This is a genomic window from Desulfosporosinus shakirovi (genome assembly GCF_020595055.1).
GTDB lineage: Bacteria > Bacillota > Desulfitobacteriia > Desulfitobacteriales > Desulfitobacteriaceae > Desulfosporosinus > Desulfosporosinus shakirovi.
On record NZ_JAJDOO010000024.1, the window covers coordinates 1 to 24634 of the forward strand.

Consider the following 24634-nt stretch of genomic DNA (forward strand, 5'->3'; position numbering starts at 1 on the left):
GCTGATCTGCCTTTAGGAATTCGGATGGTTTTTGCGAACATTTATTGACACTATCCTTATGTCCTCTTATTCATTCGATTATTTGAATGTTATTTGGATGTTATATAGATAATGGGAAGTTATAGTTATACAAATATAAGGCATTGCTCCTATTTTTCACCCTATCTTTTAATAAATCCAAATTTAATCGACTTTTCTTACTGTAAGACTATCTTTCTCCATAATAGCATTTAGCAAACGGATGTCATTAGCGGTTCGCGACGATTTTCGAGTATGCACTGGAAACCGCTGCAACAATTTTCTCGGCTTCTTCTGCGGTATTATACCTTCCGTATGAGATGCGAATTGATGATTTCGCTTGTTGTTCAGTCAATCCCAATGCAAGCAGAACGTGCGATGGAGTGTCTTTGCCAGAATTACAAGCAGAACTCGTGGAAACGCAAATTCCCTTCATGTCCAGCAAGTGCATCACAGCTTCACCAGAAACATAAGGAACGGTTATGTTCACAATACCCGGTAACCGCATTGCACCTTCGCCATTGATGCAAATTTCAGGGATTACTTCTTTCAGTCTTTTGATGGTAATCTTAACTAAATCGGAGAGTTTTTCTCTCATCTCAGTAATATCAGCTACACTTTCCTCAAGCGCACAACCTAATGCGACTATTCCTGCAACATTTTCAGTTCCGGCGCGAAGTCCTTGTTCCTGTTCACCACCAAATACTAATGGTGGCAATTTCAGACCTGACCGCTTATACAATATCCCAGTACCTTTCGCCCCGTTAAACTTATGGGCAGATGCAGACAAAAAATCAATCTGCAAGTCATGAACATCTATAGGAATATGTCCTGCCGCTTGAACTGCATCGGTATGAAATAAAATTCCCCTCTCATTTAGAAGTTTTCCAATTTCCTCTATTGGCTGGATTGTTCCAACTTCGTTATTGGCAAACATAATAGATACAAGTTTTGTGGTCGGCTTTATTGCCGATTTCACATCGTTTACCGAAATACACCCATTGCTGTCTACTGGCAAATATGTAACCTCTACACCGCATTGCTCAAGTGCATGGCAAGCATTCAACACGGAGTGATGTTCAATAGATGATGTAATAATATGAACTGCCTCACTGCAATAAGCTTCCGCAATACTTCGAAAGACCCAGCTATTCGCTTCCGACCCGCCGGAGGTAAATGTGATTTCAGATGGTTCTGCACCGATAGCCACGGCAACTTGCCGTCTTGACCGTACAATAGCTCGCTTTGCTTTTGTTCCAAGCGAATATTGGCTCGAAGCGTTACCATACTGATCCCTCAAAAACGGAAGCATATTTTCAAAAGCCAAATCAGATATTCTTGTTGTGGCAGCATTATCAGCATAAATCACAATTTTCCCCCTAAAACAGAATACAGCCTTGCTCTTTGAACTCTTCAATCTTTACTAACAGAAATTCAGTATCCACTTCCAAATATTCCGCAAGGCAATCAAGACAATAGAAATACTTGGAGTTTTTATCCAGCAGTTTCTTTGTCAGCCCGATTTCATTTTTATTTAGGTTTTCTTTTCCGCAAACATAACAGCTTTTCTTATCCAAAGTATCACACCTCTTGTTCTTCTTTGTCTGCTCGGACACTGAATACAGGAATATCCTTACCTCTATACTCCTCATCAAGAACACCAAGTTGATATTTTATGGTATCACGCATCTTACGTGCTCTATCAAGGCAATACCGCTTAAATTCACGAGCAGTAATATCGCTGGGTTGGCGCACATTGGGAAACAGCAACTTAAGATAGGCAGTCGCAATACGTTTGACAGCTTCAGTATCACGTGTATCTGCTGCTTCGGGAACTTCAATAAGTTCATCTACAATAGCTCGATAACTCATATCTTCACGTAGCTCGTGAAGTATTGAGCAAAAATATTCCGAATTTAACGCCCAACCTGCAACCTTTAGGTCATCATTCATTCGTGGTATGTTCCAACCCTTGATAAATCCGTGGAAGCGTTCTATCAGTGCCGATTCATGGAACACGGACGGCAACTCTTTAAACATATTGCTATAACCATCAGCATCCATTGTTTCTTTCCTTATGTTTCCACAAAGAATAACGCCAGCATCAGCAGTTCCTTCGTAGTTACCAACCGTAAAAATACCTGATTCAAGGTAGCCTTTTAATGCTGCTCGCATTTCATCTGCATCAGTAAATGATATGGTCTGCACTTCGTCAAGGGTTATGAAATCATTTCCTGACACCAGACCAACTGTACGCTTGTTTTGGTCGTAGAACATTTTCGCACGACTCATAATACCGCCGCTTGAAAGCCACCCATAACGGCTAACACGACCAAAAAGATACGACTTACCAGTTCCCTTTGGAGCAAGTTCTATGAGATTCAGGCGTTTCTCCACAAAAGGAAGCAAACGAGTTAGCATTGTTAGCTTCTTTTCCTCATCACCAAGGTATCCGCTTGCGTTGTAGTCTACCGCTCCTAACAGGACATCAATCCATTCAGATGTGTTGAACTCCCTACGAGCATCTTTGTAATAGTCAATATCTATTGTATATGGGCAGAATGTTTTAAATGCTGTTAGCTTGATTTTACCCCTATTCGCTCCTTTGGCTCTGTTTTTTTGAAACTCCATATCATAGTCATCCGGGGGACGATAACCTATCTCAACCATGCCCCAAGTTTCACGACCGCGCACCAAATCATCCTTACACGTTTGCCAAACTACATCCTCAATGATTGTGTCTTTGCTCGACAATCCGAAGTCCGGCAAAGCAAAGGACACTTCTCCTGTTTTGATGTCGATATCTATGGAAACCTTAGCCAGAAATTTTACACGCTCATGTTCAATTATCACTCGATTTTTTATAGAGGTCCAGTCATCCTTGCGAGGCAAGTAAGTACGCACAAAACGCACCAATTCGTCAGAATCGAAATAACCATTTTCGTCCTCAAATTTCTTTAGGAGCCAGTCACGCATAAAAGACGGCAGACTCAGTGCAGAAAAGAAGTTACTTTTCTTGAGGTCTTTATAGACGACCATCTCATCAAAGCAATTTCTGAGTTTCTCTATCATCAAAATTCACCTCCTAAAATAAGTCGAATAAATTGTCAAAATCGTCATTAGATTTTCCGCTCTTACCTTTCGCCTTAATCAAAACTTGACCGATTAAATCATCTCCTGCATAAACATCTGCTGGATAGTCACCAGCACGTTTTGTATCAGGAAGAGCGACCTCATAATGATTCTCATCTGTAGGCAAGGCGATATAACGCTTGCCATTCAATACAAGCGACACATCACTCAGTGTAGTATTGATAAACAATGTTATATTTGTTCCGGTACGGAAATCTACTGTTACATCATCCTCCACAAGTTTCACTGTTACATTGGCTTTTTTCAATGTAAGTTCAATAATCGGAATTACTACTTCCTCAAGAGAAGCACCTCCGTGAACTTCAACATTAGCCGCACGACTTCCTTTGAATCTGCCATAATCAGCAAGAACAAGGTATCCCTTCTCTGCTGCTGCAAATGGTAAATCATATGGTTCAAATAACTTACAGCAACGACCGGAATGCTCGCCTTTGGTATCTGTATCATACTTTTCTTCTTTACGGCGAAGAACGGCAAGTCGGGAAGCTCCGTGGTCGCTTGCTATTACAAAGTGCTTACAGCGACGTAAAGCCAGTTCAGTGGCAGCCCTATCAATAACCTCAGCAATTATTTCTAATTCTTTAACGAGATGAATAGGCATTTCGTTAATTGTAAAGTTATATCCCCCAGCATCCTTATGTTTCGTTTCATCAAGTGTATCCAACTTTTCCTTTTTTCCTGTCCAATCATCGTAGAAACTGCGATTCATTTCAGTTATAGTCGGCAAATCAGCACGAGCAATGTTTATGGAAATTGAAAGTCCTCGATTGCGTGCCAATTCTGAAATATATGCCAGATATTCAACTCCGAGAGCATCAAGCCAAAATAGGAATGATTCATTCTTGTCAAAAGTATTGATAATCTCGCTCCGTTGGGGAAGCAGATTATATTTGCGAAGTATGGAAAGTTCATCTACCTTAGTCAAAAAATCTTCTTCAAGGGCATTAGAAATCTTTTGGCGTTTATAAGCATCGAAATAGTCGGTCAGTAAGGCAGATAATTCGCCACAATTAAATATATACTGCTTCTGGTACGCTTCTAACGCAGGATACTTATCAGAAATTTGTGGAACAAATCCATTTTTTGCAACCCATGAAATTATTTCTTCTCGCTCAGTTTTCGTCCTGTCCGTGAGCTTATATATGCCTTCGGAAGGGTCTTTCCGATTATTGATGACAAAATCCGCAATATCCGGCTCAGGAAACTTTTCTACAAGGATTTTCCTTTCTGCATAGAAGTCCGAAAAGCGCTTGTCTGTATGATGAATGTCGATTATTTCATTCAGCACATTTGCTCTAAAGTCCTCGAAACAACTTGTTTTTTCTGCTACAAATCGAAGATAGGTGTTTTTAAGTGCAGTTGCCTTTTGCTTTATTGCTATGAAGTACAACCAGTTTCTAAAATCACTACCCGAGATACGAGCATAAAAATTCGTTTCAAGGTTTCCACTATAACCATATTTATCGAAAATTTTATCAACAGTGCTGTCCTCCTGATTAAGTTCCGAGAGCAACTCAGACCACTGAGTATCGCTGCCACAAGAACGAGGCAGTCCAAAGCCGAGAATAGTGAACTTTATACCTTCATAGGCATTGTTAATTCTGTGTATTGTAAACAAGGCATTATCGAGTTGCGCGGCTGTGTTGACAACGACATTTCCACACTCTCCATCTTCAAGCTTTGAGAGCATAGCTTGAAAACCTTGTTCTGCTGACAATCCAACAGAAGGGGATGAAAGAGTAAACGACAAATCACAGACCGCATTGTCTACAACGCTAAAGCGGCGGTTATCAAAGCGAGGGTCTGCTTGTAAATCTGCAATTTGTGTAACAAGCCCACGCAATACAAATACAACCTTTGCTCCGCCGATATTCATATCTTTTAGATACGATAAAACATTTGCTGCTTCTACATTTCCTTTAAAGCCCAAATACTCGCCAAGGCCTAATATGAGCAACTTTTTGTCCTTTACATTGACATCGGCTGTTTTGATATGCTCAAATAACTCGTCAGTATCCGGAAATTTGTCATATTGGCAAAAGGTACTTACTCTGACAGGAACAAATCCGAGAATGGAAAGTTCCTCAACGACAGAAGTAAGCTGTCCGTCGCTTACAAACAAGAAATATGGTGTTTTGACAGACGAAGTTAAGTATCTGCTTACCGCTTCAAGTTGCATCTTATTTTCCACCCCCACTTGCTAATATTTCAATTCCCACTGCCATACTTTCCTTAACAAGTCGTTTAAGATACTGCTTCAACTGTTGTAGATCATCCATTTCATCAATTTTATGGAGAGCTTTATCGCTGCCGCCGGAATTATATTCAGCTTCAGCCAGTTGTTTTACTTTATTCTTAACTGTTGGATTCCCATACCAGCCATAAGTATCTCCTTCAATCGACAAATGTTCAAGTGCATCTCTCACTTTGCCCAATTCAGGAAGCATTGCTCGGTACTCGCCAATAATGTCACGCACAAAAGCAACATTGCACTTTTCTTCATCAGATAAGACATCGAAGAGTTCTGTAGTTTCTAAGAATTCAAGTGCTGCTTTGATTTCAGCATCAGTTCCCCAACTCCTGTTTAGGGTTTCAAATGACTTTTTCGCAGCACCAAACTCAGCTTCTGAAACACAACATAATATAGGTGTTCTATGATGAACTGACCAGTCGTGAGGGTTCTTTGTGCCTGTTTTGTCCCTCCAGAGCTTAAAAAGCTGAGTTTTTAATTGACTTTTGCGATATTCCTCTGCAGCTTCTTTAACCTTTGAATTGCAGTCTGTTTTTGACAGTTCATATAGACCTACCGATGAATTTCCTTTTACATCGTTGATGTCATTGACACTCAAATTTTCAAGATAAAGTGCATAGACTTCAGCAAAAATTCTTTTGTCATTATTCAGCAAGTCCTTGATTTCTGCACTATGTTCTGTTAACCCCAACAAAAAAACTTTCAGTTGGTCGGGCAGCACATCTGAATGCTGATATACTTTCAATAGTGTATCAAATACCTTTGAGAGGGTAGGGTATTTTACGCGTAGTGTTTCACAGGAGATACCAAGAAATTTTAAACGCTCACGCCATTCCTTAAAAGCTTCTGACAGTGAGTGTGCTGAAGTATCTAAGATTGCATTACTTTTCTTTACTATGCCATATTCGGTCAGCAACTTACGGATTTCGTCTTCTCCAGTCTGTTTATCCCATAAGCACGAATGTTTAACTCCAAACAATTTGCGAATGTCAGCAATTACATTGTCTTCTGCATCGATTTCCTTGGCAAGCTCCATTATCCTGCCACCCTCAAACGAACGCAAATATTCTTCCATTCCTTTGCGACATTTATCGCTTTTCAGTAGTGCGAATAAGTTATCGGCAAGAGTAGGTTTTGTAGATGCAATTTTCCCAATCTCAACAGCCTTTGTATGTGCTTCATTTCCTTCTTTTTGAACAAGCTCAATATATTTTCGAACAACATCAAAGACCCCTGCTGCATCAATCTCCTCAAGCCCCCATACAGGCAAACCTAAACCACGCATTTTTACCGTAACCGCAGAAGCCGCTTGTCCGACAGATGAACACGAATTTGGAATAATGTCCCATGCTTTTTCGGTAAGCTCATAGAATGCTTTCTCATCAGGGGTCATCTTTACAATGTAAGTCGGCTTCGGTGTCTTTCCAATGTAGTTACCTATCATTTCTGCAAGCTTGTCCGGTGTCATAGGCTCATGTCCACTAGATGAATCGCTGTAACGATACGGCTCACTACCGTATTCTTTCAACAAGAAACCTGTTATAAATGCGGACAGATTGCATGGAGCAAAGCCATACTTGTTTTCGAGGAAGTCATATATTTCGCCAATGGAAATCTGTCCACTCTGGAATGCATCCTCAATAAGTTTATCTACTTCAATTTTAATTTTTGTGATACTAAGCGAGGAAACAGTTGGATTCTCCCAATATCTATCCATATTCCACACAGTAGGCAGAACGTGTTTCTCTATGCCCACGACAACACCACTTGTACTTTGGGTAATGCCGCCTTTAGCCGATGGTTTCGCCTGTGTCAGTTTCATCTGATTCTCTGTGAGATTTTTGGCAAAATCAAACACAAGCGGAAAACGGGTGGTAACAATAGTTTGAAGAACACTTGTTACTCCTTGCCCGTTACCCAGCTTTTCACCTTCCTGATTCGTATATGTATAAACAACAAAGTGGCCATTGTAAATACGGTTTTTCCATTCTTGGTCTAATACGCGACGGGCCTTATCCGAGTTCTCCCGTGATGACGTATTGTTATTTCCATTGTAATACATTGCCATTGCAGAAAATTCCACATACTGCTCGAACGCTTCCATTCCAAGCGGAGTTGATAGTGCATCTATAAATACAATATTCTCATATTGCTTATCTGTAATGACCTCTTTAATTGTCTTGCGGAATCCGGCAGCTTCAGTTTCGTCTTTTGAAAATGCGATAACAGCGTGAAAGTTCCAGCCCGTTGCTTTATCACGCATAATATTGATTGTGCGTGTGAAGTCAGTAACTGTTACAGGCGTGATTTTTCCTGTGTTCAGCTCAGATTCAAAACGCAAACGGAGAGCAGGTGAAAGCGACAGCACAGTAGATAGTCCGCCTTCTGTTACAAGTTTTGATGTTGTACTACTTTGACGAACATCTTTCTTATAGCCGTCAATCTTCGCTTGGTCGCCGGCAAGCACTGCAGCAACATAAACAGAACGCCCACCGCTTATCGGATGAAGAACTAATATTCCTTTTTTTTCAAGTCCCTTTGCTAAATTTTTGCAAGACACATCTAAACCAGAGGAGATGCCCTCAAACACATAGCTGAGATTTTGTTCTGTAGCCTTAAATAGGTCAATAGCACCACCCAATCGTTGATCTATCGCCTGCATGATAAGTACCGCTTTCAATACAGCTTGCTCATCTTCTCTCAGATTTTGCTGCTGAGGGAATGTGTCTAAAATAAGTCGTATATCGGAAGTAAGATTATCCTTACCATTTTCGTAGAAGAAGTTCCACAGCATATCTACAGTGAGCAGTGGATGGTCATCTTCTGGACCTGTGGTTTCAATAAACCATTGAAATGCTTTTACATCATCCATGTTTGAAGACTTGATGAAATCAAACATGCTGCGTTGGTTTGACTGGAATGCAGAAGCAATGTTTTTTAGTATCAATGCTGCTATTGGGTGAATCGGCACAATGTTTTTCATAACTTGTGGGTCTTCAATCTTTGCAGCCTTCATTACCGCTGTTCGTGAAGCAGCAAGTTGTTCATTTAAATCGCCATCCACTAATACATTCCAGCTATCCTTTGCAGATTGTTTCACATTGAACGCGTGCCCAATAAGCTCAAACGCAATATTGTCCGGAAGAGTTATCTCCGTAAAGTCAAAACGCTGCCTAACCACTTTCCATGACTGGTCTTGATTAGACATAACATAATCGGTTTGGTGTGTTACGACTATAAGATAAAACGGTATTTCTTGACATAGAGATACGATATTCTGAAATTCATCCAGTGAATTGTTGTTTTTAAAATATCCACTGAATTCATCCCAAACAAATACAATTTTTATATCGTTCTGTTTTATGACAGCACGAATCCATGCCTTAAGACTCTCAGCATCTAATGAAAATGCTGTAATACCATCTTCGGCAAGACGAAAAAGGTTGTTCATCAGATTTCTTACATCGCCGCTTCTTTGCAAAGCAGACAGCACTTCATCTGCTGTGGATTGTGAAAAGACCGCTGACCATTTTGGCTTTTTCAGCAGTTCGTCAATGATAAACTTATTTTCTTTAATCCAAGCGATAGCATTATCCTTTAGCGTATTTTCGCCTAAATGCTTTGCATTTGCCGAGATAAGGGCAGCCTTCAAACTCTCCTGTATAGCAAAGAAAAATTCGCGCGGAGTGCTGATACCGCCGGAAGCATAACGATGTGCTGTCACTATACCGCGAGACTTATGACCGAGCAGTTTTTGAAGCAAATCGCTATGCTTTTGTAGTAGCTCATACTTTTTCCAATAGTCTTGAAGCTCATCTTCCGGAGCTTCAAGGATTTTTCTGAGTGCCAACGCACACTGGCTCTTGCCTGTGCCATATGCACCATGAATCCAAAGAGAACGCTTTGTGCTACCGCCAAGCATATACTCGGTCTTTTTCAAAAGACTGATAAATGTTTCATGGGGATATGTATTATCCCAAGGAGCGCCCGCATTGATTGCAGAGTCATCAATGCAAGGAAAATACGCTTCGTCAATATCAAAATACTCACGATACTTGTTATTAGCCATTCGCTACGTCCTCCTTAAACAAATCAAGGGCATCCACCGAAGTTTTATCTTCTGCAAGTGTTATTTTTTCAAGGTCGTTCGTGAAGGATGCTGTAATGAATTCCGGATACCTCGCTGAAAGCCCCAACAGTATCGGTGTCATATCCTCACGGTCAAGACCGAAAATACGAGTAGGACTTATCCCATCACGGTCAATACTATCGTTGAGAAGCGTGGCAAGGGTAAACTCTTTGTAGTCATTACACGTTTCTGCAAACTTGAACAAACCGTACAAAACCACTCGTGGGTCGGTAACAGAGCATTTTGTTCGCACAAGTTCGCCTTCTTTAGTAACATATCCGAAGTTGAGGGTGGTGCCAAATGGAGTTTCTGTCAGACGTTTGAAAGCACCACAAATAGACTTGGCTACGGGCGGTTTAACATCATGAGCAACCAACATATCTTCAGCTTCTTTGCGTATGTAAGTCTTTCCAATGTCAAAATTTCTTACATACCATTCAATCTGTGGGTTTTCAAATACAAGATTAAGTAGGATTAATCCTTGTGCCACATCTGTATCCCAACCAATTGTAGAAACCAACTCAGTAAATTCGCTGACTTTATTCTTTTCAGCTAATTTTGCATCTTTTAAAAGACGCTTGAAAAATGATATTTGCTCTGGGCCTAAATTGTGTTCTGAGAAGAAGTCATTCTTCTTCTCAAAGAAAGCTGCTAACCATTCAGTTTTAGGCGCATGGTTAGACATTGTGTTTAAACTCCTCATGGGTTTTCCTCCTCCTTGCGGATGGCGTAATGAGTGATATCGTAAACATCCGCTATCTATTTCATGGCACTTATGACATTGAATACATCCATTGATACTTATTCGGTTTCCAACAAATCGTATTGCTCCATTTGGGCAGTTAGCTTCACATACTCGGCAACCATTACAGCAAGCGGCTTTGTGGAACACTTGGCGGAATAGTCTGCCTAACAGTGGATTTTTCTTTGCAACTTCTTCTTTTAACCGAGCAATATACCCTGTTTTTGTTTCTTGGATTGAAAAACCGTCTTTGTCTATATCAATGGTCTTAATCCATTCTTGCCAATCGGAAGCCGGGTTTTCGATTTCAATAATTAAAAATCCATCTTCTATGCGTTCAGAGCAACGGTTTGGATTATCAGCTAAATCCCTGCCATTCTTTCTTGCACTCCATCCACCGCTTTTCACATACTCATCTACATTTATATTGCTTCTTCCGTTCGATTGCTTTATGAAGTCAAAGTAGCTACTTACTTCGGCAGTATAGTTTTCAAATTCAACATAACCAGCCTTACCTCCACCCATAGGACAGCAGATACAGCCAACCCTTGCACTTCCTTTTTTATAGGCCCCGTTAATTAACACATCATTCACATATATATAAAGCCACACCTCTGCTGAAGTCCATTCAAGAATGGAATTGTGGCTGTATTGCCCCTTTATCTTTTTGCCGTCATTAAAGTAATCGTACTCTGCACGACTGGCACTTTCTTGTGCGCGAACACCCACAAATGCCAATCCGGTGTAATCGTCTTTCCCGGTAATCTCTCGTAGCTTTAATGTCTGCGGTGTGCTTTTATGCACAGAGCAACACCAACGCAAAGTTCGAGATGGGGGACCGAATAACTCCCATGATTTCTTTGGTTTGAGATGTGACTCAGCAATATAAAACGGTATCTCTTCCTCAATACACTGTTGGCGTGTTTTCTTGATAACATCATAGGTATCAGGGAACTCCATGCCTGTATCGCCAAATACTACAACAAAGCTACCTTTTGGCAATGCCTTTTTAACAAGGTCCAGAAGCACTTGGCTGTCTTTGCCCCCACTAAATGCTACATGGAAGCAATCGAGCTTGTTTTTGTACTTGGTGTAGATTGCCAATATCTTCTTAACGGTTGTCCGCTCTATGATCTCAAGCATCTCATGGTTGGCTTCAACCATCGCTATAATATCAATAGGGCGAAGGAAGTTACCATTCGGCTCTGGTTTAACAATATTGAATACATTCCCCTTATTATCGGTAAAAGTCGGTTGTTTGCCGGGCGAATCGAATAATACCTTCTCGCTCGTCTTGCCACCTGGGGTTTCCCTGTATTCACTGCACAAGTAAGCAAGTTGTATCTTAGGGGCAGTATAGAGATTGCCGCCTTCTAATTTTGCTACAAGCACACCTCGATACCAATAGTTATTAGCCTCAGCCCACATATAGGGGACATCGTTCTGCTTATCATATTTCCAATATTCATGAAAGCCCAGTGTGTCAAGCTCAGTAGCATAGACAGGACGTGGCTCTTTTGAAAAAACCGTAGGTGAGGAATTAAGCAGTATCCCACCTGTTTCTCGATCGTAATTATACGAGTACACGGCTAATTCCTCCTTTCTCGTATGGCATTCGCCAGTTCAATTAATTCATTAGTTTTTGTATAAGACCTCTTACCAATATAGCCGTTGTTACACAAGAAGTCTTCAATCGCTGCCTTCTCAAGCATTATACTTGATACAGCAACGGCATCAGCCATTATTTCAATATAGGATGCTGTACAATTTTTGCGAACAATTACCCCGGCATTTTTTGAATTTACCGCCAACACCTCAAAACGAAACCGTTCACTAAACCTACGACAGTAGCTTTCGAGTAAAAACAAATTCCATGCCTGTCCACAATCAGGAAATACCGAGAAGGTAGTAATACTCCTAAGTGGAAGATAATTATCCTCTACAAACTGGTCAAGAACATTGTCTATTTCAAGCACATTAAAACGAACATATTTTTCAGCAAGAAAGGTGTCTTCGTCTGCACGAATCATAACCGCATATCCCGCTTCCATCGGAATCCAACGGTGCGTTTCTCCCGTCAGCTCTCGCTCGAAATTCAGAAGGTCACGCAACGAACATTTTTCCAAAGAGCGACAATGTTCTTTCATAATAGATAGTGCATCAAGTATATCGCCCTTTCGTATTATGATTTTACCTCGCTTATCATACTTATCGGCAAGAACAATAGCAAATGCCGCATTTTGGACTGCCGTAAGTGATAATTCATAGTTGCGCTCTGCGATTTCGCTGAGTGGAATATCACTTAACGAGGAGTAACCGTCTTTAAGGTAGGCTGTTGCTACAAAATCAGCAATGGCAATGTGTTCTTCATCGGCAATATCTACTTTACTGATATATGTGTAAACACCTTCCGAATTCCATATGAAATCTCCGTTCTGCGACAAGACATACTTTATCTTATCAACAGGGACATATGGAAGTCGTTCTGAAAGCTGCTCATAGCTTAATAGAACATTGTCGCCCCATACACGAAGCACCTCGCATCCGATTTTTGCAAGTTCACTCCCTATTTGCACTTCAACGGCAAGGCAATTCGTTTTGTGTATAAATTGAGGATATAGGCTCATAAGAGTGTTCTTTAACATTTCCGCAGAGATAATGCTCGCCGGAAATAACCAATCCTCATTTTGTTCATAAAAAGCACTATAGAAGACTATCTCAGCACCTTCATTGGCTGCCGAATCAATTGCACTTTTGATTCTTTCTGTAGCATCTGTTTGGATAATATACACTTTTCCTTCAAACAATGTGCCGCAAGACAAAATCAACTCGGTAAGTTCCTCATCAGACAGCATGATTTCCTCACCGTAATCTTCCATGACGAATCTGCGGAAACGCCTTATCTCAATTGGCGAATTGATTCTAAAGCCTTTCGGGAAATGTTCTTCCAAGTTTTTCAGCAGTATATCACTACAAAAAGAGGTTGCCTCTTGTTTCGGGGATTTTACCGACTGTACAGCAACGCTCTGATTATCATTACCTGCAATGCTCTCTAAATATCGTCTGTATACCCCTAACCCAGCAGAAAACATACCACTCGTGTCACTATTTACTTTTTTATAATTTGGTGCAGTTTTAAAGATGCTCCATAATTCGTCCAACTCAGAAACCGTGCGGCAAGCGAACACATCTCTGCTTCCTATGGGAGGAGCAGATAGCTTCATCGGAGCAGAACGCAAACTACGCATATATTGCCTCACTACGTGTTCTAAGTATAACGTCCCTTTTGCGTTTGGTTGAGTTACCAACCATGCAATCACATCTTCGGGGTTGATAGCTTTAATTGGCTGATTGCCTGCATCAACCTGTTCTTTAATCGTAGCATCCTCTATAACCTCACCTGTAAGCGACACTTTTTGTATCCACGGTTTTTCTTTTAGAAACTTTAAGTATAGCTGTCCGGCAACAATAAATACTTTATATGTACTCTTGTCAGTAACTCTCAACAGATTAGCTTCCAACAGCTTGTTGTATACTGGCTTAAAAGCGTTGAACCGCATATATTCCCAAATACCGTCAGTGCTAATTTTCTTTTGGATAGCATAATCCGAAATCTTGTCTAAGCAAGAAAGAATAACTCCAACCGGATATTTCTTTACATTGCCGTCAACAAGCCAATTTAAGAATAATTCTCTCATTGAAACAGATGCCAAGGAAGCTTGCGTGGAATTGGAACTATTAACTATATTCAATTGTTTTATTTTATCCATTCCTTGGACTCCTTTCGTAGTTTCAAATCTTTAGGCACATTCACTTTAATCATTGCTAACACTATCCGATGAAGTAAGATAATTATTAAGTTCAATGGTATAGATACCAAAGTAGTCAAGCAAATCACTTGTGCCACAATTTGCACGAAAAACTAACAACAACGCTACAAAAGTATTCCAAGTCATAGGTCGCTTCTTTTTTTCGATGTCTATTAACGTCTGCCTGCCAATTCCTATCTTGTCCGCCAGTTTAGCTTGCGTTAAACCAAACTTTTTTCTTAGTACCACAAGGTTATCGGCCATAGATACCATAAGATTATCTTTGTTAATATCACTATGCACGAATGTATTACCTCCCTCAGAAATTAAAACGGTTATAAAATATATCATAACAGACAAAATGTAATTATATCGTACAAAATATTCACATTTCCGTCAAGAGGAATTTAGGGAATTCAGATAAAACCATCGCTCATACTTTGCAACAGCAATTGGGATAAAAGACAATTATCTCAATCAGAATGAGCATCTATATATAAAAAAGAGAATGCCAGCTAAATCGAGGCCACTGAAAAAGTCCTATTTAGCAAAAAAAGGTATGCTACCTCATAATTTTGAGGGAGTTATATCTTTTTTGTTTTATAATTATAGTATCAATTTCATAGAGGTGGGTGCTATGATTCAAAAACAACAATCAATGATCCTCAGTCCATTTATAGATATCTATGATATAGTCGTTTCAAAGGATAATCTATTGAGAAGAATCAACGAACTAGTTGATTTCTCTTTTGTGTATGACGAACTTAAGGATAAATATTGTATTGATAACGGTCGAAATGCTATCGACCCTATTCGGATGTTTAAATATTTATTGTTAAAGTCTATCTATGACTTGTCTGATGTTGATGTAGTTGAACGTTCAAAATATGACATGTCTTTTAAGTATTTTCTCAATATGGCACCGGAAGAAACAGTTATTGAGGCGAGTTCATTGACCAAGTTTCGGAAGCTGCGTTTGAAAGACCTCAATCTTTTAGATATGCTGGTCAACAAAACTGTAGAAATTGCTATCGCAAAGGAAATCATCAAAAGCAAAGCTATTATTGTTGATGCCACACATACGAAAGCTCGCTATAATCAGAAGACCCCTAAAGAAATCCTGATGGATCGGTCAAAGAAGCTGAGAAAAGCCGTATATAAAATAGATGAATCCATGAAAAGCAAATTCCCCTCCAAGAACACAACAGACATATTGGAGGAAGAAATATCCTACTGTCAAAATCTCATTGATGTGATAGAAAAGGAAGACAGTATTTCCAGATATCCAAAAATAAATGAACAGCTAAATCTTTTAAAAGAAACCATCGCTGATGATATCGAACACTTGCGAATCTCGGAGGATCAAGATGCGAGAGTTGGACACAAAAGTACAGACTCCTCATTTTTTGGGTATAAAACGCATCTTGCCATGAGTGAAGAACGAATCATCACCGCAGCTACAATTACAACCGGCGAAAAAAGTGACGGCAAAGAATTACAGACACTGATTGAAAAAAGTGGGGCTACCGGCATGAGCATTGAAACAGTCATAGGAGATGCAGCCTATTCGGAAAAAGAGAATATAAAATACAGTAAGAAGAACGACATTAAACTAGTAGCTAGATTAAATTCTTTGATTACTCAAGGGAAGCGAAAAAATGAAGATGAATTCGATTTTAATAAAGATGCCGGAATGTATGTGTGCAAAGCGGGCCATATGGCAATTCGGAAAGCCCGGCAGGGTAAGAAAGGGAAGAAAAATCAAACAAATACATATCACTTTGACATTGAGAATTGCAAGAGATGTCCATCCAGAGAAGGTTGTTATAAAGAAGGAGCCAAAAGTAAGACCTATTCAGTAAGTATTAAATCCACCGAACATACCGAACAGGCAAAATTTCAGGAAAGCGAATACTTTAAAGAAAAATCTAAAGAACGATATAAGATTGAAGCTAAGAATAGCGAGTTAAAGCACAGGCACGGGTATGATGTGGCATCATCCTCGGGTCTTACAGGTATGGAGTTACAAGGGGCGATGGCCATATTTACCGTAAATCTAAAAAGGATACTAACCCTAATAGGGTAAAAAAAAACCACATATCCCCGGTAAAACTAGAAAAAGACGGCCAACATTCTGATGCTTTGAATGTAAGCCGCCTTTTTTCAATTATAAACCCAATACTGTAGAAAAACATTAAGTTTTTCAGTAGCCTCGCTAAATCCGACATTCTCTCATCATTGCCCAGTCTTAAATTTACTTCACACTGCGTAATATAGACAGGTCTAAACACTCTAATCTACGCAAGCATTAAACATGTTTACACACTCCATGTCCAGCACAACCGATACGTCAATTTTATCTCTCAGCACCTTATTCCTGAAATCATCGCCATCCGTCGTAAAAGTCATATATCTCGCTAAGTGCTGAAAACTAAGGATTTCTACGTATCTTTCCTTTGCATTCCTATTACGCACTCCACATGCGTCGTCCACGGAAACATATCCACCGGCTGTACACTGTCTACCTTATATCCTCCAGCTGTGAGTCCCCCCAAATCCCGTGCCAAAGTACCCGGGTCGCAAGACACATAGATGATGCGTTGAGGCTTCAGCTCTAGCAACCGTTGCAAAACATCAGCATGAATCCCAGCACGTGGAGGATCCAGGACTACTACATCCGGTTCTTCCTCTATCTTCATCATCCGCTGTTCAACTTTCCCTTTCAAGAACTCGATGTTCCCCACAGCGTGATTGTTGACGGCATTTTGAATTGCATTTTCAACGGCATACGGGTTTTCCTCGATAGCCGTTACTTTCATGGCTTTTGTGGCTAAAGCTAAGGTCAGGGTTCCTATTCCCGAATAAAGATCCCATACAATCTCCTCGCCTGTCAGGGCCACCGCATCCAAAACCAACTTGTATAGGAGGTCTGTTTGGCGTGAATTGACTTGTAAAAATGCTAAAGGAGACAGTTCAAAAGTTAAGCCAAGAATCCTTTGTCCGAACTCTTCATCTCCCCAAATCAGTTGAAGACTTCCTTCAGCATCAAGATTCCAAACGGAACGAAGCCCTTCCTTCCAAAGAGCCTCAAAGAAATCATTATTTGCGGGGGCTGAAAGGGATTCGCCAGGCATTCCCCCGATTATTAAAAGCCCTTCGTTCTTGGTATTTTCCCGGAATGTTAACGTATGTATTTCGGGATAACCTTCCCCTAACAGCTCTTCAGTCCGTTTTATCCAACGATTCATGGATTCGCTTAAGAGCAGGCAGTCATGAAAGTTTACCTGATCCTTGGACTTTTCCTTGTAATATCCCAATTCTCCTGTTGGCCGACGATGAAGACGCGCCTTATTTCTATAGCGCCATGGATGCTCCATTCCAAGTGTAGGTTTGACCTCCGCGCTTATTTTGCCGATTCTGGTAAGTGCATCTTCAACCCAGCGTTGTTTCCACAAAAGAGTCTCCGCGTAGGTTGTATGCTGAAGCTGACATCCTCCGCATCCTTCGAAGGCAGTACAAGGCGCATTGATGCGCTCCGGAGAACGCTGTATTAGGTTTAAAAGAGAGGCTCGTTGCCATTTTTTCTTCGCTTTTGACACTGCAACTTCTGCTGTTTCTCCAGGCAGTAGTCCCGGCACAAACGTAGCGATGCCATTCATGTACCCTACTCCTGAACCATCTGAAATAAGCCTTAAGCATTCGATATTTGGTTTATTGCTATTCATTTAGATAACACCTCGTATAAAATTACTTTCTATCGACGCTGAATCCACAATGCAAGGGCCATAAGTATATTCCACGTCCCATGAGCAACGATGGCTGGCCAAATACTTGAAGAACGTTCATACAACCATGTAAGCACAACTCCACCAATAAATAATGGTAAAAAGCGAATAATTTCTAAATGCAATGATGCAAAGAAGAGTCCTGTCAGTAGTATTCCTTTACCTCTTCCGAAGACTTGGCGCAACGGCGGGTAGATTAAACCGCGAAAAAACATTTCTTCTTTAATCGGAGCAACAACTCCCCCCAAAAAAGTGAGGAGAATGAATTCCCACGTGTAGTTTGCCCCTTTTACCGCTATGGCAAAACTCTGGGGAGCAGGAGTTCCAAGCAATTTCGTTAAGAAGTTTCCTAAAAGACCGACGCCTACAAACAATACTACTCCAGCGATAAAGCCCAGCAGTAAAAAGCCTCGAGAGGATTTAACAAATCCTAAGTCGGAAAACGGTCGGCGTATAATTTTAAGGAACATGAAGATTATTGCGAAGTAAAGCAATACATCTCCTAAACCTACAAGGATAAAATCGAGAATCCCACGCACAGAATCTAAATCCTTGGGGCTCTCCAACCAGCCAAGTGGAAATTCTATTATTGTGATAATAGCTACTAAAAGTAATCCCTGCCAAATATTCCAAACCGGTTTTCGCGGTGGTAACCTCAGTTTAGTTTTTTTATCCATCTCACTCATCCTCTGATCTTATTACACTGTTCATCTCAGGGATCATTATACCTGCTGTTCAATTTCCAATCCATTTCCAATTCTAAACTCTAAAACAAACATTGTCCACAAATATAGAAAACTAGCGCGCCAAGACTGCCTTACCGGCATAAAAAAAGAAGGGGCTAATCAAAGACCCCTCCTTAACCCTTCAGGTAAAGGAACTAATAGGTATTCTGCTCATTTAATATGATGCCCTATATTTAAGAACTATGCAAGCTTACGCCAAATTTTAAGATCTCTAGCCTCAGCCATCAGAGCTTCCCGGAAATCAGGGTGAGCAATTGAAATCAACGCTTCAGCACGTTGCCAAGTAGACAACCCTTTAAGATTAACTTTTCCAAACTCTGTGACCACAAACTGTACGGTTGGACGAGTATCCGTAATTGCGGAACCCATCGTCATTTGTCCTTTAATGCGAGAATGCCATTGCCCGCTTTTATCCTTATAGGTGGAAGGTAAGCAGATGAAGCTTTTCCCCCCTTTGGAATTATAAGCAGCTTCCACGAAATCAAGTTGCCCCCCTGCGCCGCTAATCATGCTGGGTCCAGCTGATTCTGAACAAACTTGGCCAGTTAAATCAATTTCTAAAGCACTGTTGATAGAAATTAGTTGGTCATTTTGAGAAGCAATAAAAGGATGATTGGTGTAATCCACTGGATAACCTGCTAACGAAGGGTTATTCCGAAGAAAGTCATAGAGTTTCTGTGTGCCGGCCGCGAAAGCATAGACGATTCTTCCTCTGTCAAGTTGCTTGCGCATCCCAGTAACCTTCCCTGCTTCCACCATATCCACAAATCCGTCAACAAACATCTCTGTGTGAATGCCCAGGTCTTTAAGATCTGATTCAGCAATCATTTTACCTAAGGCATTCGGCATTCCGCCGATACCCAATTGAATACAAGCGCCGTCCATAATTTCAGGCAATACATACTCGGCAATTTGCCTATCAAGTTCAGAAGCAGATGCCGAAGGTAAGATAGGAAGTCCTCGGTGTCCTCCCTCAACAACAAAATCCACCTTTGAAATGTGAACTGCATGATCATACCCGCCATGAGTGCTGGGCATATCCTCGTTAACTTCTACTATGACAGCACGTGCCTTTTCAATAGCTGCAGCGTAGTGAGAAACCGTAACTCCAAAACTGAAATATCCATGTGCATCCATGGGAGCTACTTGAATAGCCACAACATCCGTTTTTACATTTTCACGTAAATACCGTGGTAATTCTGAATATTTGAGGGGGATATAATAAGCCCGACCATTTTGAACCAATTTACGTTCGCGTCCGCCAAGATGCCAGCTATTCCATGTAAAATGCTCACCGGTTGGATCACATTCCATACAAGTCACTGGAGTAATAATTACGCCGCCACGCAAATTAACATCATAAAGTTCATCTTTACGACGGGCCAAAGCCTCATCAAGTAACCCGGGCATACTTGCAGCCCAAGCAAACTCAATCCAGTCACCGCTGCGAATTACTTTTACTGCTTCATCTGCTGAGACACACTTTTTCCGATACTCTTCCATATACATTGTTACATCCCCCTTCTGCTCCCCAATTACTAATCTATAAAAACGCTTTAATTTCAAGTTGGAAGTGAACCTTAGAACAACTCATCTTTAAATGTAGAAATGTAACACAGGAATATAAACGTAGAACAGTCGTCCAGGATTAGCGTTCTACGACTAAAGCGATCCCCTGACCACCGCCGATACAAAGTGTTGCCAATCCGAGATGTGCGTTGCTGCGCTTCATTTCGTGCAGCAACGACACGAGAATACGTGTTCCTGAAGCTCCAACCGGATGGCCCAGAGCAATGGCCCCACCATTAACATTCGTCTTAGCCATGTCCAGTTTCAACTCTTGAGCGACTCGCAAAGTTTGGGAAGCAAAAGCCTCGTTAGCCTCAACAAGATCGATCTCTTCAATTTTCAGCCCAGCCTTTTCCAAGGCTTTACGGCTGGCAGGGATAGGGCCCGTCCCCATGATTTTGGGATCTACGCCGGCTGAAGCCCATGATTTAATGGTTGCCAAGGGTGTTATGCCCAGTTCCTCTGCCTTTTCTTTCGACATAATAACCAGGGCAGCAGCTCCGTCATTAATCCCCGAAGCATTGGCGGCGGTAACGGTTCCATCCTTTTTAAAGGCTGGCCGCAATTTGGCAACAGCTTCGTAGGTGGCTCCAAAGCGCGGAAATTCATCTTGAGAAACAACTACCGGATCCCCTTTGCGTTGGGGAATGAACACAGGTACTATTTCCTCCTCAAACTTTCCGGCTTTTGTAGCAGCCTCGCAACGATTTTGACTGGAAACTGAATAACGATCTTGTTCCTCGCGAGAAATGCCAAACTGTTCCGCAATATTTTCAGCCGTAATGCCCATGTGAATCTTGTCAAAGGCATCTGTTAAGCCATCGTTAACCATGGAATCCACGATAGTATCATTGCCCATTCTGTAACCGGTACGCGCTTTGGGCAACACATACGGAGCAAGGGACATACTCTCCATTCCACCTGCCACTACAATATCCGCATCCCCAACCATAATGGTTTGAGCGGCACAAACGATGGTTTTCAGTCCGGATCCACATACTTTATTCAGTGTCCAAGAGGGTACTTCTTGAGGGATTCCAGCCTTGATTGACGCTTGACGAGCGGGATTCTGTCCTAATCCGGCCTGTAAAACGTTACCTAAAATAACCTCATCGACTTGCTCAGGGGTAATCCCTGCTCTTCTAATCGCTTCTTTGACAGCTATGGCACCTAAGTCGGCAGCAGGCATTTGCCCTAATGTACCGCAAAAAGAACCGACAGGGGTACGAACCGCACTCACAATAACAACGTCTCTCATTGATTAGTCCTCTCCTTCTGCAACAGTGAATAGTCCGAATTTCTTAAATTACCTAAACCGAATTACTAGTTTACAACGAAGCGCCTTTTTCGGCGCTTCGCTAAGTATTAATTAAATCTTCTATTTAAGAATATTTGCGCTAATGACGATCCGTTGAATTTCGTTGGTTCCTTCATAAATCTCGGTGATTTTAGCATCACGCATCATGCGCTCAGCTGGATACTCCCGCGTATATCCATATCCACCGTGCAGTTGAACACCCATTGTGGTTACCGCCATAGCAGTCTCGGAAGCGAAAAGTTTAGCCATGGCAGAAGCTTTGCCAACAGGTTTATGTTGAGATGCTAAATATGCCGCTTGATAAACAAGGAGACGGGCTGCTTCAATTTGTGTTGCCATGTCTGCCAGTTTAAACTGAGTATTTTGGAACTCAGAAATGGCTTTGCCAAACTGAACTCTTTCCTTGGTATATTTCATGGCTTGCTCATAAGCCCCTTGGGCGATACCTAAGGCTTGGGAAGCGATCCCGATTCGACCAAAGTCAAGTGTTTGCATGGCGATTTTGAAGCCTTGTCCTTCTTGACCGAGCAAGTTCTCAGCAGGAACCCGGACATCTTCAAAGACTAATTCATAGGTGGCTGAAGAACGAATCCCCATCTTCTTTTCTTTTTTGCCAAAGGAGAAACCCGGCATTCCTTTTTCCAGAATAAAGGCGGCAATCCCCCGATTTCCTTTGCTCTTATCCATTTGAGCAGTGATCACATAGACATCGGCATAGTATGCATTGGTTATAAAACATTTAGTGCCGTTTATGATGTAATCATTGCCATCACGAACAGCCATCGTCCGAGTTCCTGAAGCATCGGATCCAGCCATAGGCTCTGTCAAACCGAATGCTCCGAGCTTCTCCCCAGTAGCCAACGGAACTAAGTATTTCTTTTTCTGCTCTTCAGTTCCAAACAAGGCAATTGGATTGGCACACAGACTGGCATGGGCAGAAATAGTTACTCCCACCGATGCATCGACGCGAGAAAGTTCTTCGACTGTAATAGCATAGGAAATATAGTCCGCGCCAACGCCGCCGTACTCTTCAGGAAATGTAACACCTGCCAGGCCCAGATCTCCAGCCTTTTTCCATATATCTACAGAAAATTCTTCGGTCTCATCGCGTTCTTCTGCTCCCGGGCCGCATTCTTTCTCAGCAAAATCCCGAACCATTTTACGCATCATGATATGGTCTTCGGTTAAATCAAAATTCATATGAATCAATCCTCTCATTTATAAATCTTTTTCATGTCTCACCTAAAGGCTCGTCTTTTAAGATTGAAAGTTTATTTTCCTTCAAAGACGGGTTTACGCTTTTCTAAAAAGGCACCGCATCCCTCGGTTTGATCTTGTGTGCTGAAAGTCAGTCCAAAAACTTCCGCTTCGTAGGCTTGGGCACTATCTATGTCCATATTCATACCGCGTTGGATCGCACTCTTACTTAACTGAACTGCTGCAGGTGCCCTTCCGGAAATTCGTTTCGCAAGCTTTAGAGCTTCTTCCATGAGAGTATCTAAGGGATAGACTTTATTCACTAATCCGATACGATGGGCCTCTTTAGCATCAATAACGTCTCCGGTAAATAGTAACTCACTGGCTATGCCAGTGCCGACTAAACGAGGTAAACGCTGAGTCCCACCAAATCCGGCTGTAAGTCCGAGGGTTACTTCCGGTTGGCCAAACTTTGCATTCTCACCAGCCATCCGAATATCACAGGCCATAGCCAATTCGCAACCACCTCCTAAAGCGAATCCATTGATGGCTGCAATTACCGGCTGTGGCATTAATTCAAGTTTTCGGAAGGTTGCATGCCCCAGTAGGGCAAAGCGGCGGCCTTCTATTGCATTAAACTCTTTCATCTGAGAAATATCTGCCCCAGCGATAAAGGCCTTTTCCCCACTGCCTGTAATAATTACAGCTTTGACACCGGAATCACTCCCCAACTCATCGAGCACAGCGGATAGTTCCTTCAAGGTGTCACTGTTTAAGGCATTTAAAGCCTTTGGGCGATTAATGGTTAGAACCGCGACGGCACCGTTCTTTTCCAGTAACAGATTGGTATAGTTCATGTATTTTGCCCTCCTTACAGGTTGGAGTTAAGCATTGTATTTATAGAAGCCGCGACCGGATTTCCGTCCAAGCCAGCCCGCCTTGACATATTTTCGGAGTAATGGGCATGGGCGATATTTATCGCCTAATCCCTCATGAAGGACTTCCATAATAGATAGAACCGTGTCCAAGCCGATTAAATCTCCTAACGCTAAGGGACCCATCGGATGATTCATACCTAATTTCATGACATTATCAATTGCCTCGACAGAGGCTATTCCTTCATAAAGCGTATAGACAGCTTCGTTAATCATGGGAATTAAGACCCTATTAGCAACAAAACCTGGGGCATCGTTGACTTCCACAGGGGTTTTACCCATTTTTAAGCTGAGATCTTCGATTGTTTTATACACTTCATCACTGGTGGCAAGGCCTCGAATAACCTCTACCAACTTCATTACCGGAACGGGATTCATGAAGTGCATCCCAATGACTCGATCCGGCCGTTTTGTAAAAGCGGCAATCTCGGTAATTGGTAATGAAGAGGTATTAGTGGAGAGAATTGTATTTTTTGGGCTTATGACATCCAATTGGGAGAAAATCTGGGCCTTTATTCCCATATTCTCTATTGCCGCTTCAATCACTAAGTCAGCTGATACCGCATCTTGCAGAGAAATTGATTTAGTAATACGACCTAAAATCAGGTCCTTTTCTTCCGCCTTAAGTTTTCCCTTTTCTATACTTCGGCTAAGATTCTTATCAATAATTCCGAAACCCCTGTTCACAAATTCCTCTTTAATGTCATTTAAAATGACTGAGTAACCTGCTTGGGCAGCAACTTGGGCGATTCCACCACCCATCTGTCCAGCTCCGATAACCATAATAGTCTTCACACTTAATCCTCCCTTATGTTTTTAATTACAAAGACCGTTTATAGGTGATTAGGAATCTTACTGAATAATCTTGCAATTAACATGCCAACGAATATTCAGTATCTTTGGATAATTTAGTATTCGCTGATATCAAGCTTCTGAGCGTTTAACTCGATTGATGCTACAAATCTTCAAAAAATAAATATAT

16 protein-coding genes are annotated in these 24634 nt (G+C 41.4%); 1 reads left to right on the top strand and 15 read right to left on the bottom strand.

What is annotated here, in order from left to right; all coding sequences use genetic code 11:
* Positions 1-247: 247 nt before the first annotated feature.
* The 8 genes from LJE72_RS17860 to LJE72_RS17895 are packed head-to-tail and all read right to left on the bottom strand — an operon-like array spanning position 248 to position 14405.
* Positions 248-1387, bottom strand: coding sequence for a cysteine desulfurase family protein (locus tag LJE72_RS17860; RefSeq protein ID WP_229249281.1), 1140 nt, complete (start codon positions 1385-1387; stop codon positions 248-250).
* Positions 1388-1397: 10 nt separating this feature from the next.
* Positions 1398-1595 (bottom strand): hypothetical protein, encoded by a 198-nt coding sequence (locus tag LJE72_RS17865; RefSeq protein ID WP_229249282.1) that lies wholly within the window; start codon positions 1593-1595, stop codon positions 1398-1400.
* A 4-nt stretch (positions 1596-1599) separates the two neighbouring features.
* Positions 1600-3090, bottom strand: coding sequence for a BREX system Lon protease-like protein BrxL (gene brxL / locus LJE72_RS17870; RefSeq protein WP_229249283.1), 1491 nt, complete (start codon positions 3088-3090; stop codon positions 1600-1602).
* A gap of 13 nt (positions 3091-3103) precedes the next feature.
* Positions 3104-5350, bottom strand: coding sequence for a BREX-4 system phosphatase PglZ (gene pglZ, locus LJE72_RS17875; protein ID WP_229249284.1), 2247 nt, complete (start codon positions 5348-5350; stop codon positions 3104-3106).
* 1 nt (position 5351) lies between these two features.
* A complete protein-coding gene (locus tag LJE72_RS17880; protein ID WP_229249285.1) occupies positions 5352-9491 on the bottom strand; it encodes a hypothetical protein in 4140 nt (1379 codons plus the stop codon).
* The gene (locus LJE72_RS17885) at positions 9484-11880 is read right to left on the bottom strand and encodes a phosphoadenosine phosphosulfate reductase domain-containing protein (RefSeq protein WP_229249286.1); all 2397 of its coding nucleotides are present in this window, start codon (positions 11878-11880) and stop codon (positions 9484-9486) included. The genes LJE72_RS17880 and LJE72_RS17885 overlap by 8 nt, the downstream gene beginning before the upstream one ends.
* 2 nt (positions 11881-11882) lie before the next feature.
* Positions 11883-14063, bottom strand: a complete 2181-nt coding sequence (locus LJE72_RS17890; RefSeq protein ID WP_229249287.1) for a hypothetical protein — start codon at positions 14061-14063, stop codon at positions 11883-11885.
* A gap of 45 nt (positions 14064-14108) precedes the next feature.
* On the bottom strand, positions 14109-14405 hold the full coding sequence (locus LJE72_RS17895; protein WP_229249288.1) for a helix-turn-helix transcriptional regulator: 297 nt from the start codon (positions 14403-14405) through the stop codon (positions 14109-14111).
* A 334-nt stretch (positions 14406-14739) separates the two neighbouring features.
* On the opposite strand from LJE72_RS17895, the gene LJE72_RS17900 reads away from it, so the two are divergent.
* Positions 14740-16188 (top strand): IS1182 family transposase, encoded by a 1449-nt coding sequence (locus LJE72_RS17900; RefSeq protein ID WP_229249289.1) that lies wholly within the window; start codon positions 14740-14742, stop codon positions 16186-16188.
* Positions 16189-16543: 355 nt separating this feature from the next.
* Here LJE72_RS17900 and rlmD read toward each other — a convergent pair whose 3' ends face one another.
* The 7 genes from rlmD to LJE72_RS17935 all read right to left on the bottom strand — a co-directional run bounded on the left by rlmD (position 16544) and on the right by LJE72_RS17935 (position 24447).
* Complete coding sequence (gene rlmD, locus LJE72_RS17905; RefSeq protein WP_229249291.1) at positions 16544-17827, bottom strand: 23S rRNA (uracil(1939)-C(5))-methyltransferase RlmD; 1284 nt, start codon at positions 17825-17827, stop codon at positions 16544-16546.
* A 29-nt stretch (positions 17828-17856) separates the two neighbouring features.
* Positions 17857-18564, bottom strand: coding sequence for a CPBP family intramembrane glutamic endopeptidase (locus tag LJE72_RS17910; protein WP_229249293.1), 708 nt, complete (start codon positions 18562-18564; stop codon positions 17857-17859).
* Positions 18565-18813: 249 nt separating this feature from the next.
* Positions 18814-20142, bottom strand: a complete 1329-nt coding sequence (locus LJE72_RS17915) for an acetyl-CoA hydrolase/transferase family protein (protein WP_229249295.1) — start codon at positions 20140-20142, stop codon at positions 18814-18816.
* A 139-nt stretch (positions 20143-20281) separates the two neighbouring features.
* Entirely contained in the window at positions 20282-21460 is a 1179-nt protein-coding gene (locus tag LJE72_RS17920; RefSeq protein WP_229249297.1) for an acetyl-CoA C-acetyltransferase, read from the bottom strand.
* A gap of 120 nt (positions 21461-21580) precedes the next feature.
* Complete coding sequence (locus LJE72_RS17925) at positions 21581-22720, bottom strand: acyl-CoA dehydrogenase (RefSeq protein WP_229249298.1); 1140 nt, start codon at positions 22718-22720, stop codon at positions 21581-21583.
* Positions 22721-22791: 71 nt separating this feature from the next.
* The gene (locus LJE72_RS17930; protein ID WP_229249300.1) at positions 22792-23574 is read right to left on the bottom strand and encodes a short-chain-enoyl-CoA hydratase; all 783 of its coding nucleotides are present in this window, start codon (positions 23572-23574) and stop codon (positions 22792-22794) included.
* A gap of 27 nt (positions 23575-23601) precedes the next feature.
* Positions 23602-24447 carry a 3-hydroxybutyryl-CoA dehydrogenase gene (locus tag LJE72_RS17935; protein WP_229249303.1) on the bottom strand — a complete coding sequence of 282 codons (846 nt, stop codon included), beginning with the start codon at positions 24445-24447 and terminating at the stop codon, positions 23602-23604.
* Between the last annotated feature and the right edge of the window lie 187 nt (positions 24448-24634).

Coding starts and splice junctions, on each gene's coding strand:
- brxL (WP_229249283.1), bottom strand. CDS start 3,090: ATGATAGAGAAACTCAGAAATTGCTTTGATGAGATGGTCGTCTATAAA.
- pglZ (WP_229249284.1), bottom strand. CDS start 5,350: ATGCAACTTGAAGCGGTAAGCAGATACTTAACTTCGTCTGTCAAAACA.
- LJE72_RS17880 (WP_229249285.1), bottom strand. CDS start 9,491: ATGGCTAATAACAAGTATCGTGAGTATTTTGATATTGACGAAGCGTAT.
- LJE72_RS17890 (WP_229249287.1), bottom strand. CDS start 14,063: ATGGATAAAATAAAACAATTGAATATAGTTAATAGTTCCAATTCCACG.
- LJE72_RS17900 (WP_229249289.1), top strand. CDS start 14,740: ATGATTCAAAAACAACAATCAATGATCCTCAGTCCATTTATAGATATC.
- rlmD (WP_229249291.1), bottom strand. CDS start 17,827: ATGAATAGCAATAAACCAAATATCGAATGCTTAAGGCTTATTTCAGAT.
- LJE72_RS17910 (WP_229249293.1), bottom strand. CDS start 18,564: ATGGATAAAAAAACTAAACTGAGGTTACCACCGCGAAAACCGGTTTGG.
- LJE72_RS17915 (WP_229249295.1), bottom strand. CDS start 20,142: ATGTATATGGAAGAGTATCGGAAAAAGTGTGTCTCAGCAGATGAAGCA.
- LJE72_RS17920 (WP_229249297.1), bottom strand. CDS start 21,460: ATGAGAGACGTTGTTATTGTGAGTGCGGTTCGTACCCCTGTCGGTTCT.
- LJE72_RS17925 (WP_229249298.1), bottom strand. CDS start 22,720: ATGAATTTTGATTTAACCGAAGACCATATCATGATGCGTAAAATGGTT.
- LJE72_RS17930 (WP_229249300.1), bottom strand. CDS start 23,574: ATGAACTATACCAATCTGTTACTGGAAAAGAACGGTGCCGTCGCGGTT.